Here is a 13,885-nt window from a genome sequence, read left to right on the forward strand (position 1 = left end):
TTTTCAAAAAAATTAATCATCATTTTTCAAGGCCAGAAAAATACCGTTGGTCCACCCAAAACCATCTTGTGTAGGATATTCACCACCACCCGCATGTATGCCGGATGTTTCAACATTGTACTTCTCCATTAATTTTCCTGTATTTCTGTACACTGTTTCATTGAGTAAAAGCCAGTTCTCTTTTAACTGATGGGCTAAATGATTTTCCTGATAATTTTTGAGACCTTTATAAGTTATCCATTGCAGAGGTGCCCATCCATTCGGTGCATCCCATTGCTGGCCTGAATGCAATGTAGTAGTAACGGCACCGCCTTGTTGTAAAAATTTTTCAGCCGTAATGGCTACAACTTTAGCTGCATCTTCTTTCGATGTAATTGAAAAAAATAATGGATACAATGCTGCCAGTGAATAAACTGTTTTTTGTTGCTTTTTAATAAACTGGTAATCAAAATAAAAACCCTTCTCTTCATTCCAGCAAAACTGCCGAATGGCTTCCTTGCGTTTTGTACTTTTTTGGATAAATAAGTTTGCTTTGTTAGTATGGCCAGTACCATTATAAATATTAGCAAGCGTTTCTTCGATAAATAAAAGCAAACAATTCAAATCAACCGGAATAATATGGGTGGTTTCAATTGTGGCCATGTTTTGCGCATCAGTAAACCACCGGCTCGAAAAATCCCAGCCCGATTCTGCTGCAGCTCTTATATGGCGGTATATTTCATTAGCAGTAGCCCCTGCTACCTGTTGAGCCAGGTGTGTATCTTCCTTATAGGCTTCAGGCCTTGGTGTATCATCATCATCCCAGTATCTGTTTAAAACAGCACCATTTTCTAATAAAACAACCCTTCTGTAAGTTGATTGGATTTCAGATAACTGGTCAGCTCCATCCATCCAGTAAGCATATTCTTTTTCAATTGCAGGTAAATAATCCAATAAAATATGCGTCCCTTTTTTTGCAGCCAGTAATTCCACCATTAAACAAAAAAATGGCGGTTGTGAGCGGCTAAGATAATAGGTTCTGTTACCATTGGGAATATGACCGAACGTATTAATTAAATAGGAAAAATTTTTAATCATATTTTCAATGATATCCCATCTTCTATCCACACTTAACCCAAGCATTGTAAAATAGCTATCCCAATAGTAAATTTCTCTGAAACGTCCGCCGGGTATAATATAAGGGTAGGGTAGTGGAATCAATGTGCCACCCTTTTCTCCGGGTTGCTGGGTTAATACTTCCCATAAATCCTGAATATTGGTAGTAATATCTTTATTGTCTGAATGATAATGAAGTGTACTGTCATTTGGCAGTTTAAAATGCGTTTTAATAAACGATAACAAATTAAAATTGGTTGAATTTTTTTGTGACTGATAGGAATGAATAATTTGTTCAACGGAATCAACAGGAATGGCATCTACAAAAAATTTAGAATCAGAAAATAAATTACTTTGTTGGATGGTAACATATAATTCTCCAAAATCTTCAATATTTAATAAGTTATCAAATGTTTGCATATAGAATAAAATGAAATTGATTGAATGTTTACACTTGTGACTGTTGTTGCTTGTATTTGAGTTGTAATTTTCTGAAAATAAACAAACAAAGCGCCAAAATAGTGATTGGTACCAATGAAAAGTAGAATGCCTGAGTACCCCCATAATATTGAAAAATATTGCCGGTAATTAAAGAGCCTGTTGTACCGCCCAATGCGGAAAAAATAATAATTAATCCAGACATAACACCTTGCTTTTCTACCGAAAGTGTACTTAAAATAACTGAATTAATGGCCGGATAAATAGGTGCAATTAATAATCCAATCATAGGGAAAATGAATGCTGCAATGGGAGCAGTAGCCCAACCGGTAATGGGTTGCCCCGTTGTTTTTTGTGCTAACGGTATGGCCACTAACACTAAAATGGTTGCCAGAATCAAACATAAAAACAGTGCTGTAAACCAATTTAATTTTTTTAGTACCAGGCCGGCTAAAAAGCGGCCCGCTGCAGTAGAGCCGGCTAAAATGCTGGCCATTTCTATACTTAGTGTGGTTGGTAATTTTAAAACCTGGCTATTAAAAGTGGGCAGCCAGCTCATAATACTTTGTTCAATTAATACATAAAAAAATGCACAGGCAATAAAAATAAGTACAATTGGAGAAACAATTAATTGAAACATTTCTCCAACACTTTTCGCTAATGAAATTTTCTGAACTTGCTGTTGTGCTTTTGATTCATCGAGTCGTGCACTCAATAATAAAATAAAAGCAAATGTAGTGCAGGCCCCCAACCAAACATACACTTTCAGCCAGGCGGTAGAATGTGGATCTTTATCGTTTACAAAATAGCTGAATATAAAATAGCCTGCTAAAATACCCACCATAAAAAATGATTCTACAAAATTCATGAGGCTGATATGTTCTTTTTCAGAGCGAGTAACTAATCCAATGGTACTGTACACTGATATTTTAATTAATGCAAAACTGGAACCTATAGCCGCAAATAAAAGCTTGGTGGCAAAAAAGCTATTGGTATAAGGCATTGAAAAACACACCAATGAAATAAATGCAAGTGCAATGAGCATCGATTTTTTATAGCCTATTTTAGTAATAAAAGAAGATATAATAAATGAAACGATGGCAATACTTAAATCTTTAAAGGGCTCCAAAACGGCTGCAGCGCTTTGTGTTACACCATAATTATTTTGAACTTGCAGGATAACCGTGCCTACACTATTTAATAAAATAGCAAACACGAAATAATTAATGAATATCGAGAGTTTAATTCTCCATTGATACATGGCAGATCGTTTAAGATGAAGTTTAAAGGTTGAATTTAATTACTTATTGGCATACCGGGATACAAAAAAAATCAGAAATACAAAACCGAATTGATTCCGCCCTCGTAACTATTGTACAAAACATTTAAAAACAAATACAAAAAACACTATGAAAAGAATTTTTTTAATGATGACAGCGGCTTTGGTAATGAATGCAACTATGGCTCAAAAAGAAAAAACCGTTGAAGTTGGCGGAGCGCCAATGTATCCCAGTAAAAACATTGTGCAAAATGCAGTAAACTCAAAAGATCATACCACACTGGTAGCTGCAGTTAAAGCCGCCGGATTGGTTGAAACTTTACAAAGTGCCGGTCCGTTTACGGTTTTTGCACCCACCAATGAAGCCTTCGATAAATTACCAGCTGGAACTGTTGATAATTTGGTAAAACCGGAAAACAAGGCTTTATTAACTAAAATTTTGACTTATCATGTAGTGGCAGGAAAATACAATGCCAAAGACATTGCGAAATTAATTAAAGAAGGCCATGGTAAAGCAACTTTAAAAACAGTAGAGGGTGGTACATTAACCGCTACTATAGAAGGTAAAAAACTAGTATTAACCGATGCCAAAGGAGGTAAAAGCTATGTTACTATTGCCGATGTAAATCAAAGTAACGGAGTAATACATGTAATTGATACCGTATTAATGCCAGGTGCATAAAAATGAAGGAGGGGGAATACTTTAGAATCTAATATCCAATATAATTCAGCATCCAATACTTTTAAAAAACCAAAAATCCAATACAACCTTTTAAAAACAATCAGGGTAACAGGAAACAGAGAGACGTATCAGTAATAGGATCGTCTCTCTGTATTTCAAATACTAGCGAAGCATATCTTTTATTTCGTTCAACTTCATCAGCGCCTCAACCGGCGTAAGTCGGTTAATATCAATGGCAGCCAGCATTTTACGAATATTTTCAAAAGTTTCGGTATGTGCATCAAAAATAGATAACTGAACTTGTGGCGCTTTTATCAATTTTCCTGATTTTATTTTCGGCAAATGTGTTGTTGTATCAGGTTCATCATCATTATGTTGATGTTGTAATTCTTTTCCTTCCAATTGCAGTAAAATTTGGTTGGCCCGTTCAATTAATTCAGGCGGCATGCCAGCCATTTTAGCAACATGAATACCAAAACTATGTGTGCTGCCACCCGGCGCCAGTTTTCGCAGAAAAATAACTTTATTACTTGTTTCTTTATTAGTAATATGAAAATTTTTTACCCGCAACAATTGGTTTTCCAGTGCATTTAATTCGTGGTAATGGGTAGCAAATAATGTTTTTGGCGTAAATGGCGAATCGTGCAAGTATTCTACCATACTCCATGCAATGGAAATACCATCATAAGTTGAGGTGCCTCTTCCTATTTCATCTAATAAAATTAAACTCCGTTCCGAAAGGTTGTTAATAATGCTGGCTGTTTCATTCATTTCTACCATAAAAGTAGATTCACCTCCACTTAAATTATCGCTGGCACCAACACGGGTAAAAATTTTATCGGTTAATGGAATAGAGGCATTTGCAGCAGGTACAAAACTGCCCATGTGAGCCATGAGCGTAATTAAGGCAGTTTGACGTAATATGGCGCTTTTACCACTCATGTTTGGTCCGGTTAAAATAATAATTTGCTGGGTTAAAGGATCCAATGAAATATCATTAGCAATATATGCTTCACCTGAAGGCATATTTCGTTCAATGACCGGATGCCGGCTTTCTTTTAAATGCAATGCTAACCCATCGTGTATTTCAGGTTTTCTGTATTCAAATTTCAATGCATTTTCAGCGAAACAAATTAAACAATCCATAATGGCTAACGTACTGCCATTTACCTGTATGGGTGCAATATAATCTTGCAGCGCAGTTAACAGTGCATCATATAGACCGGACTCTAGTGCAAGAATTTTTTCTTCAGCACCCATTATTTTTTCTTCATATTCTTTTAACTCAGGCGTGATGTATCGCTCAGCATTGGTTAAAGTTTGCTTCCTTATCCAGTGTGTGGGTACTTTATTTTTATGAGCGTTGGTAACTTCCAGGTAATAACCAAATACATTGTTGAAACTAATCTTCAATGATGTTATTCCGGTGGCTTCGGATTCTTTTTGTTGGATATTGAGTAAGTATGATTTACCTCCTGAAGCAATTTTTCTTAATTCATCTAAGTTTGCATCCACCCCAACTTGTATAACATCTCCTTTCTGTGCAGAAACCGGGGGTGGATCTTTTAGCTCTTTAATAATTTTTTCTGTAATTACGCTGCAATTGTTTAACGCATCAGATAAACGTTGTAAATAAATATTGTTACAATTGGCAAATGCGCTTTTTATGGCAGCGGTTTGCTGTAATCCCTTGGCAATTTGCAATACTTCGCGGGGATTAATTTTTTTTGTGGGAATTTTACTCAGTAAGCGTTCAATATCACCACACTGCTTAATGGCATGGGCAGTTTTGCTGCGTAATTCAGGTTCCTTAATTAAATAAGCAACCGCATCTAACCTTTCCTGAATCGCAATTTTATTTTTAAGTGGAAAAACCATCCAGCGTTGCAATAAACGGGCGCCCATTGGGCTTACGGTATTGTCTAAAATTTGTAATAGTCCGTTTCCTTCACCATATCCACTGCCCAATAATTCCAAGTTGCGTATGGTGAAACGGTCCATCCATAAAAAATCATCTTTTTCTATACGTTTTATAGCAGTTATATGTTGTAAGTTGGGGTGTTCTGTTTCTTTCAGATAATGCAGAATTGCACCGGCTGCTACAATGCCTGCTCTTAAATGCTCAATACCAAAACCTTTTAATGAATGCGATTGAAAATGCTTGAGCAAGCTTTCATTGGCAAACAATTCATCAAAAATCCATGATTCTAGCGTGTAGGTATAAAACTTGTTACCAAATAATTCTTTGAATTGTTTTTGGTGGTTGCGTTGAAAGATTACCTCTGCCGGTTTTAAACTTTGCAGTAATTTATCAGCATATTCTATATTGCCTTCTGCAATAAAAAACTCACCGGTTGAGATATCTAAAAAAGCAATTCCTGTAATAGTTTCTGTAAAATGAACGGCAGCTAAAAAATTATTGCTGTTATGTTCCAGTAATTTATCATTGGTGGCAATACCCGGGGTAACCAATTCGGTTACACCTCTTTTTACAATGCCTTTGGCCTGTTTTGGATCTTCTAACTGGTCGCAAATGGCCACTCGATAACCGGCTTTTACTAATTTGTGTAAATATGTTTCTAAGGCATGGTGCGGGAAACCGGCCAGCTCAGATGCAGCAGCAGCGCCATTATTTCTCTTGGTTAGGGTAATACCTAAAACGGATGATGCAACAATAGCATCGGCACCAAAAGTTTCATAAAAATCGCCTACCCGAAATAACAGAATGGCATCAGGGTATTTTTGCTTGATTGCATTATGCTGTTGTATTAAGGGGGTTTCTGAAACTGATTTTTGCATGGCAACAAATATAATTATTGCTGCAAAGCTTACCCATTCCTTTTTTTAAAGGGAAAAATTTAGTTTGAATGGTAACTTTTACCGGAACAATTACAAGTTTTAGTATCTTGACCGCGCTAATGAAACAACTACAATTCCTTCTTTTTTTGCTATTATGCAGTATGGGTTTGTTTGCCCAAACATTGGGTGGAAATACTGTATATAATTTTGTTACACAGCCTAATACAGCCCAATTGTCTGCATTGGGAGGGGTAAATATTTCCAATATTAGCAATGATGTGGGTATGGCTTTTCAAAATCCGGCTCTGCTAAGGCCTGCTATGCAACAGCAACTCAATACTGCTTTCAATAATTTTATTGCAGGTATTAAAAATTATAGCTTAACCACTGCATGGTATTTGAATCAATCAAAAACCAATGTAGCCATTGGTATTAATTATTTTGATTATGGCATTTTAACTCAAACAGATGCTTCCGGCAATGTTTTCGGAACATTCAAACCTGTAGATTATGTGGCGCAGCTCCTATTTTCGCATGCTTATCACAACAATTGGTGGGTGGGTAGTACTTTTAAATTCATGAATAGCCAGTATGCCCAATATAAAAGCAGCGGAATAGCAATAGATATTGGATTAAATTATTATGATTCCGCTCGGGGTTTTCAGGCCGGATTGGTTGTTAAAAATATGGGATCACAATTAAAAACTTATACCAATGGCATAAGAGAAGAATTGCCTTTTGATGTGCAAATGGGCTTTACCAAAAGATTAGAAAAGGCACCTTTGCAATTTTCCTTAACTGCGCATCATTTGCAAACCTTTAATACCTTGTATAATGATACTGCTTTTAATGCAGCTTATAGTAATACAAGCAATAATGCTAATTTTATAAATCAATTGGTAACCCATTTGGTTGCTTCTGTACAATTGTTGATTGATCATAAAGTAGAAGTTACAGCAGGCTATAATTTTTTACGCCGCCACGATTTAAATGCTTATACTACGGCCAATGGTTTAAATGGATTTACGATGGGTGCAGGTGTGCTATTTAAAAAAATACACATTCGTTATGCAACCGGTTTTTATCAGCAAAACATGTTTCACCAGGTTAGTTTAAATTTTAACTGGAAGGGTGATGGCCTTTAGAATAAATGAATTGTTGAACCGCTATACCATTTCACTCAAATGTTGTTTTTCTTCTTTAAAAGATTCTCTTGGTACCAAGCCCAGTAATTCAAACATGGCATTGTCTTCTTCAAAACTGGGGTTGGGAGTGGTTAACAATTTATCTCCGGCAAAAATTGAGTTGGCCCCTGCCAGAAAGCATAGTGCTTGCTCTGCAATAGTCATACTGGTTCTTCCGGCACTCAGGCGTACCATGGTTGCAGGCATAATAATTCTTGCTGTGGCAATCATTCTCACCATATCCCATACATCTACTTTTTTATTATGTGCCAAAGGGGTTCCGGCAATGGGTACGAGTGCATTAATGGGTACACTTTCCGGGTGTTGGGGCATTGTTGCCAGTGTATGTAGCATTTTTATTCTGTCTTCATGTGTTTCGCCTAATCCAATAATACCGCCGCAACAAACCGTAACACCAGCTTTTCTTACATTTTCTAAAGTATTTAATCTGTCGTTGTATGTTCTGGTAGTAATGATTTCGTGATAGTGTTCCTCACTGGTATCTAAATTATGGTTGTAGGCATATAAACCGGCATCTGCTAATTTTTTTGCCTGATCTTCAGTCAGCATACCCAGTGTACAGCAAACTTCCATGCCCATTTCATTTACGCCTTTTACCATTTCCAATACCCGGTCAAAATCTCTGTTATCGCGTACTTCACGCCAGGCTGCACCCATACAAAAACGGGTACTGCCTGCATCTTTTGCTTTTTTTGCATAAGCCAGTACTTCTTCTTTTTGCATTAAAGCCTGAACATTTACATCGGTATTATAACGTGCTGCCTGTGGGCAATAGGCACAATCTTCGGTACAACCTCCGGTTTTAATACTCAGTAAAGTACAAACCTGTACTTCTGCAGTGTTATTGTATTTTTTATGCAGGGTTGCTGCATTGAATATTAATTCCAATAAAGGTGAGCGGTATATATTTTCAATTTCTAAAAGGGTCCAGTTACTTTTGATATCTGTTTGCATATAATTGATTTCTACTTTTTCAGCGACAAATATAGGAATACCTGTAAAACTTTGCGATTAATCCGGTTGAGGTGCCGCTAAAAAGAAATAAACTTTTTCATGAATGAAAAAATGGTTGAATTGGGCATAAGTAAGTGGTTCTTTTTGCTGTAGCCATCCGCTTAAAGTAAAAATGTTATAGCGCAGTGTTTGGTTAAATAAGGTAAACATTTTTCTGGAAGGAATACCATATACACCGGCACCGGTTTTGCCAAATTCAAACAAAACTATGGGCTTACAGCGTTGTATGGTTTGCATAGCTCCTTCTAATACTAAAAACTCTGCCCCTTCCACATCTATTTTAATTAGCTGTATTTGGATGGATGAAGGAATAACTGCATCTAACGTATTTAAGTTAACAGGTATGTAGTCATCTAATTCAGGCCGGTCATAAGGCCTTTTTCGTATACTACTGTATGCCATATTGGTTGTAACCAGATTAAACGTTGATATGCCTGTACTATTACTTAATGCATAAGGATACACTTTTACTTTTTCATTAAATTTTTTTTCTAAATGTTTAAACAATTGTGGGATGGGCTCAAAAGCATAGTGTTGTTGGCGGGGTGATGCCGCTACCATCATTGCTGTAATTTTTCCTTTGTGAGCACCTACATCTGCACCAATGCCTTCATTTTGTAAAACTTTTTTTATAACGCGATGGGTTTGACGATCTATTTGTTCATTCTTTGTGAGTGCAATGGGAGCATGCAGTACGCATTGTTTCAACAAATTTCTGATGAAGCGGTAAACTGTCAATCTGTTATGTTTTTGTGTTGAATATAGTTTCTCCATTTTTCAATTACCTGTGTCATATCGGTCGGTAAATCAGATTCAAATAATACCTCTTTGCCCGTAACCGGATGCACAAAGCCCAGCGTTTTTGCGTGTAATGCACATCTGTTACAAACAGTAAAACAATTTTCAACAAATTGTTTGTAACGGGTGTAAATGGTTCCCTTTAAAATTTTATCGCCACCATATTCAAAATCATTAAACAGGGTATGGCCTAAATATTTCATATGTACCCTTATTTGGTGGGTTCTTCCGGTTTCTAACACACATTCAATTAATGTTACATAATTAAATCGTTCCAACACACGGTAATGCGTAATGGCATGCTTGCCAATTTCACCATCGGGATATGCGGCAAACATTTTTCTATATTGCTGGTGCCGGGCAATATGTGCATCAATGGTACCTTCATCTGCTTCTATATTTCCCCACACCAATGCCACATATTTTCGTTTAACGGTATGATGAAAAAATTGTTTGGCCAAATGTGCGGCTGCATCGGCAGTTTTAGCCAACACAATTAAACCGGTTGTATTTTTATCAATACGATGTACCAGGCCATAACGCGGCAATTCATCTTCATTTAAAGCAGCGTTTTGTTGCAGTAAATGATATTTTACACCATTCAGTAATGTGCCGGTATAATTACCTATTCCCGGATGCACCACCATATTGGCTGTTTTATTAATGACCATAATGGCATCATCTTCAAATACTATGTTTAAAGGAATGGGTTCAGCTTTAACTTCGGTATATTCAGGATTATTGAAACTGAGTAATACAATTTCATCGCCGGGTTTAATTCTGTAATTGCTCTTTACAATTTTTCCATTTACAGTTAAGAAACCTGCTTCAATACCTTTCTGAATTTTGTTGCGTGTGGCATTTTCCAATCGCATTTGTAACCATTTGTCAATACGAATGGGTTCCTGATTTTTATCAATTGAAAACGCTTTGCGTTCATAAAGGTTTTCATTGTTTTCTTCAGCAGGTATTTGAATGTATTCCATATTCATTATTGCAAATATAGGTGCAGGCCATAAAACTGTATTATTTTCACCGGCCTGCTTTTGTAACTTTGCCAAATTACTTTGAAGAAATACTTTGAAAAGTGCTGCTGAAATTTATATTCAATTCTAATTTATACAGTTATGGAGCGGTTGGTTTATTTTGAAGATTTAGGTTTAAAAGATTATAAAAGTGTATGGGATTTTCAGGAGCAACTGCTTGCAGCCAATGTAGCCTTAAAATCGAATGAGGCTACCCGGAAACAAACCAAAAATTATTTGCTTTTTGTTGAACATACACCCGTTTATACATTGGGTAAAAGCGGAAAACGCGAACATATTTTGATTTCAGAAGCTGAAATGAAGGGAAAAAGTATTGATTTTTTTCATATTAACAGAGGCGGTGATATTACTTTTCATGGTCCGCAACAAATTGTTGGTTATCCTATTCTTGATTTAGATAAATTTAAAACCGATTTAGGCTGGTACCTGCGCAGTTTGGAAGAAGTCATCATTCAAACATTGGCAATTTATGGTATAAAAGGCAGCCGCAGTAAGGGCGAAACCGGTGTTTGGATTGATCCGGATAAAAAAGGTTTTGAACGTAAAATTTGTGCCATGGGTATTAAATGCAGCAGGTGGATTACCATGCACGGTTTTGCTTTCAACATCAATACCGATTTAAATTATTTCAACAATATTATACCCTGTGGTATTCAAAATAAACAGGTTACTTCGCTGCAAAAAGAGTTGGGAATGTTTATCCCCATGGATGAGGTAAAACAACACGTAAAAGAAAACTTTGCAAAGGTGTTTGAGGTGGAATGGGCAGTTTAAAAATCTTTTTCGATATAAAACTTGTTTTTTTCTTGCAGGTGGTGGTCTTCATACAATTCAAAATAAAACCAGCCTGCATGTAAAAAATTAGATTTATCTACCACCAGATAGGGATCTTTTATTCCATTCATCTGAAATACAAATTCATTCTTGTCATTAAAAAATTTTACACTGTAATCATGTATTTTTGTATTGGGTAAAGCAATGGTTACATAGCCTTTATTATTGGTAAAAACAAATATAGATGGCTTCCACACCATTTTGGGGATATACCTTTTTAATATAATTTCATTCTCTGCTACTATACTTAATGTGTCTTTGGTTTTTGTAGTAATAGAATCTTTAAAATGCCTGTAATCTTTGGGTTCCAGCATATACAACAACGAATCACGCTCTTTATTAAAGATGCGGAACATGATAATCGTTTCATTATTTTGTAAAGGCTGACCCGGTAATAAAATCTGGTTATTTTTTTGGGCATCTGCCATAACTCTTAAATTATCCGCCGATTTGGAAGCAGTAAAAAAATATTTACCTCCCTGCTGTACATAAAAAATACGATAATACACTGTAACTCCCGGTGTAAACTGATTGTCTACAAATCCGTTTTGCACCAATTCTGGTGATTGGGCCGAAAAAATACTGGTAAAAAACTTTAAACTATCATAAGAGCGCTGCACAACTAATTGATTGCAATCTGGATATGGGTTGATCCAACTGATTTGATTTTTATTTTTAGTGAGCGCATGCACCGAAAAATTGGGCAAGGTATCGTTTTGCTGTGCAAGTGCAGGTAATTGACCACAAACTAGAAAAACAAAGGCAAGAAAATAAATACGTTTCATTCAGACAAATATAATGGTGATGCTGTTATGAAAACTTCAAAATATGCGGCAACAAGGATGCATTACCCTGTAAACCGCCACTATGAACAGCTACAATATTACTTCCTGAAGGAAAATAATTTTTTTCTATTAAATCGAAAACAGCCCACATGAGTTTTGCTGTATAAACTTTATCGGTAGGTAAACGGTATAATTGCCACCATTCATTCATTTGTTGCAGTAGCTGATTGTTATGTTTTGCATAGCCCCCAAAATGATAGGTATTCAACCAAACCATTTGTTTCATTTTTTCCGGTTCTTTTACCAATAGTGCAATATCCTGCTGTATATTTTCGGCGCCTTTTAAAACGGGAATTCCTAAAATAGTTTGGTGTGGTACTGCACCCTTTAGCAATCCTGCCAGCATGGTACCTGTGCCAACAGCCCCGGTAATATGGGTGGTTTGCGAAGGAATAAACCGGTGTATGGTTGCTGCACCTGCTGCACCCGGTTCACCATAACCGCCTTCCTGCACCCAATAATAACCGGATTGACGAAATTGCTGCTGTAGCAGGGTTTTATTCCGATAATCTGTTCTGCTTATAAAATGCAATTCCATACCGGCATTGGCAGCAGCTTTCAGTGTAGGGGTAATTTTTTCTTCACCTCTTATAAAGCCAATACAAGGCATACCTGCCATTTTACAGGCTACAGCTGTTGCTAAAATATGATTGGAATATGCACCCCCAAAAGTAGCAATGCGACTGCTGTTTTGCTGAATGGCTTCATTTAAATAAAATTGTAATTTAAACCATTTGTTACCACTTACTTCCGGATGAATAACATCTAATCGCAAAACAGCGAGTGTTATGTTTTGATTAACAGCTGCATAAGTTAGTGGAATAGCTTGCAAATAGGGCATTTTATCAAAAGGTAATGTAAACATGCAGCATGTGTTTGTAATAAAACTATTGGATGTTTTAAACTTATCTTTTAGCTTCGCAAAGATTCAAATTTACAATTATGCAACCAACACTCGTTATTCTAGCAGCAGGTATGGCCAGCAGGTATGGTTCTATGAAACAAACAGAAGCTTTTGGTCCCGGTGGCGAAACCATTATGGAATATTCTATTTTTGATGCCATTAGAAGTGGGTTTTCGAAAGTAGTTTTTATAATTCGTGAAGAATTTGCGGATGCCTTTAAAGCACAATTTGAGCCCCGTTTAAATGGTAAAATTGAAATAGATTATGTGTACCAGCGCATACATGATTTTGTGGGAAGCCACACTGTTCCTTCTGATAGGGTAAAACCCTGGGGTACAGCCCATGCATTATTATGCTGTAAAGGGAAAATAACTGAACCATTTGCCATCATCAATGCAGATGATTTTTATGGAAGAGAAGCTTTTGAAAAAGCTGCTAAATTTTTGCAGCAGGAATGCAATGAAACAACTTATGCCATTATGGGTTATGAATTATCGAAAACACTGAGTGGCAATGGAAGTGTAAGCCGCGGTGTTTGTTCTGTAAATGAAGCACAACAATTGGTGAATATCAGGGAAAGAACAAAAATTTATAGAGATCATACATCCGGAAAAATTATATTTGAAGAGGAAAACGGGAATGGTACTTTGCCAGATAATACCCTTGTCAGTATGAATTTCTTCGGTTTTCATCCCAACATTATTGCGCTGGCAGAAAAATTGTTTGGTGAATTTCTCGATAAGCATATCAAAAATATTAAATCAGAATTTTTTATTCCTTTAGTGGTTGATGAATTTGTGAAAAGAAATTTAGGCGTGGTAAAAGTATTGCCTACATCTGCCCAATGGTTTGGGGTTACTTATAAAGAAGATGCGCCGGAAGTGAAAAAAAGCATTGAAGCATTGGTACAAACCGGAGCATATCCTGAATATTTATGGAAATAATG

General features: G+C 36.4%; 12 protein-coding genes. 4 read left to right on the forward strand and 8 right to left on the reverse strand.

The features are described from left to right. Positions 1–12: 12 nt before the first annotated feature. Positions 13–1,515: an alpha,alpha-trehalase TreA gene (gene treA, locus EO766_RS02325; protein ID WP_074418367.1), complete on the reverse strand. Its 1,503-nt coding sequence runs from the start codon at positions 1,513–1,515 to the stop codon at positions 13–15. A gap of 28 nt (positions 1,516–1,543) precedes the next feature. Continuing rightward, positions 1,544–2,794: an MFS transporter gene (locus tag EO766_RS02330; RefSeq protein WP_074420295.1), complete on the reverse strand. Its 1,251-nt coding sequence runs from the start codon at positions 2,792–2,794 to the stop codon at positions 1,544–1,546. 148 nt (positions 2,795–2,942) lie between these two features. On the opposite strand from EO766_RS02330, the gene EO766_RS02335 reads away from it, so the two are divergent. Further along, the gene (locus tag EO766_RS02335) at positions 2,943–3,494 is read left to right on the forward strand and encodes a fasciclin domain-containing protein (RefSeq protein ID WP_074420294.1); all 552 of its coding nucleotides are present in this window, start codon (positions 2,943–2,945) and stop codon (positions 3,492–3,494) included. 162 nt (positions 3,495–3,656) lie between these two features. Here EO766_RS02335 and mutS read toward each other — a convergent pair whose 3' ends face one another. Beyond that, entirely contained in the window at positions 3,657–6,293 is a 2,637-nt protein-coding gene (gene mutS / locus EO766_RS02340) for a DNA mismatch repair protein MutS (protein ID WP_074420293.1), read from the reverse strand. Between the two features lie 119 nt (positions 6,294–6,412). On the opposite strand from mutS, the gene porQ reads away from it, so the two are divergent. Beyond that, entirely contained in the window at positions 6,413–7,438 is a 1,026-nt protein-coding gene (gene porQ, locus EO766_RS02345; RefSeq protein WP_287100655.1) for a type IX secretion system protein PorQ, read from the forward strand. Between the two features lie 21 nt (positions 7,439–7,459). On the opposite strand, the gene bioB is transcribed toward porQ, so the two are convergent. From bioB to EO766_RS02360, 3 genes are read right to left on the reverse strand one after another with little or no spacing between them, the layout of a single operon-like run. Next, positions 7,460–8,452: a biotin synthase BioB gene (gene bioB, locus EO766_RS02350; protein WP_074420291.1), complete on the reverse strand. Its 993-nt coding sequence runs from the start codon at positions 8,450–8,452 to the stop codon at positions 7,460–7,462. A 57-nt stretch (positions 8,453–8,509) separates the two neighbouring features. Next, entirely contained in the window at positions 8,510–9,250 is a 741-nt protein-coding gene (locus EO766_RS02355) for an FkbM family methyltransferase (protein ID WP_179855961.1), read from the reverse strand. Beyond that, positions 9,247–10,371 carry an RluA family pseudouridine synthase gene (locus tag EO766_RS02360; RefSeq protein WP_287100656.1) on the reverse strand — a complete coding sequence of 375 codons (1,125 nt, stop codon included), beginning with the start codon at positions 10,369–10,371 and terminating at the stop codon, positions 9,247–9,249. Before EO766_RS02360 ends, EO766_RS02355 begins: the two co-directional genes overlap by 4 nt. A gap of 66 nt (positions 10,372–10,437) precedes the next feature. Here EO766_RS02360 and lipB point away from each other — a divergent pair, with 66 nt between their 5' ends. Beyond that, positions 10,438–11,130 carry a lipoyl(octanoyl) transferase LipB gene (gene lipB, locus EO766_RS02365; RefSeq protein WP_074421246.1) on the forward strand — a complete coding sequence of 231 codons (693 nt, stop codon included), beginning with the start codon at positions 10,438–10,440 and terminating at the stop codon, positions 11,128–11,130. On the opposite strand, the gene EO766_RS02370 is transcribed toward lipB, so the two are convergent. Both EO766_RS02370 and EO766_RS02375 read right to left on the reverse strand, forming a co-directional pair. Continuing rightward, the gene (locus EO766_RS02370; protein WP_218330587.1) at positions 11,127–11,975 is read right to left on the reverse strand and encodes a hypothetical protein; all 849 of its coding nucleotides are present in this window, start codon (positions 11,973–11,975) and stop codon (positions 11,127–11,129) included. The genes lipB and EO766_RS02370 overlap by 4 nt on opposite strands. Positions 11,976–12,000: 25 nt before the next feature. After that, entirely contained in the window at positions 12,001–12,900 is a 900-nt protein-coding gene (locus EO766_RS02375) for a 1-aminocyclopropane-1-carboxylate deaminase/D-cysteine desulfhydrase (protein ID WP_287100657.1), read from the reverse strand. A gap of 77 nt (positions 12,901–12,977) precedes the next feature. Here EO766_RS02375 and EO766_RS02380 point away from each other — a divergent pair, with 77 nt between their 5' ends. Then, complete coding sequence (locus EO766_RS02380) at positions 12,978–13,883, forward strand: nucleotidyltransferase family protein (protein ID WP_074421288.1); 906 nt, start codon at positions 12,978–12,980, stop codon at positions 13,881–13,883. Positions 13,884–13,885 lie beyond the last annotated feature (2 nt).

It is taken from the genome of Hydrotalea sp. AMD, assembly GCF_004100315.1.
Lineage (GTDB): Bacteria > Bacteroidota > Bacteroidia > Chitinophagales > Chitinophagaceae > Hydrotalea > Hydrotalea flava.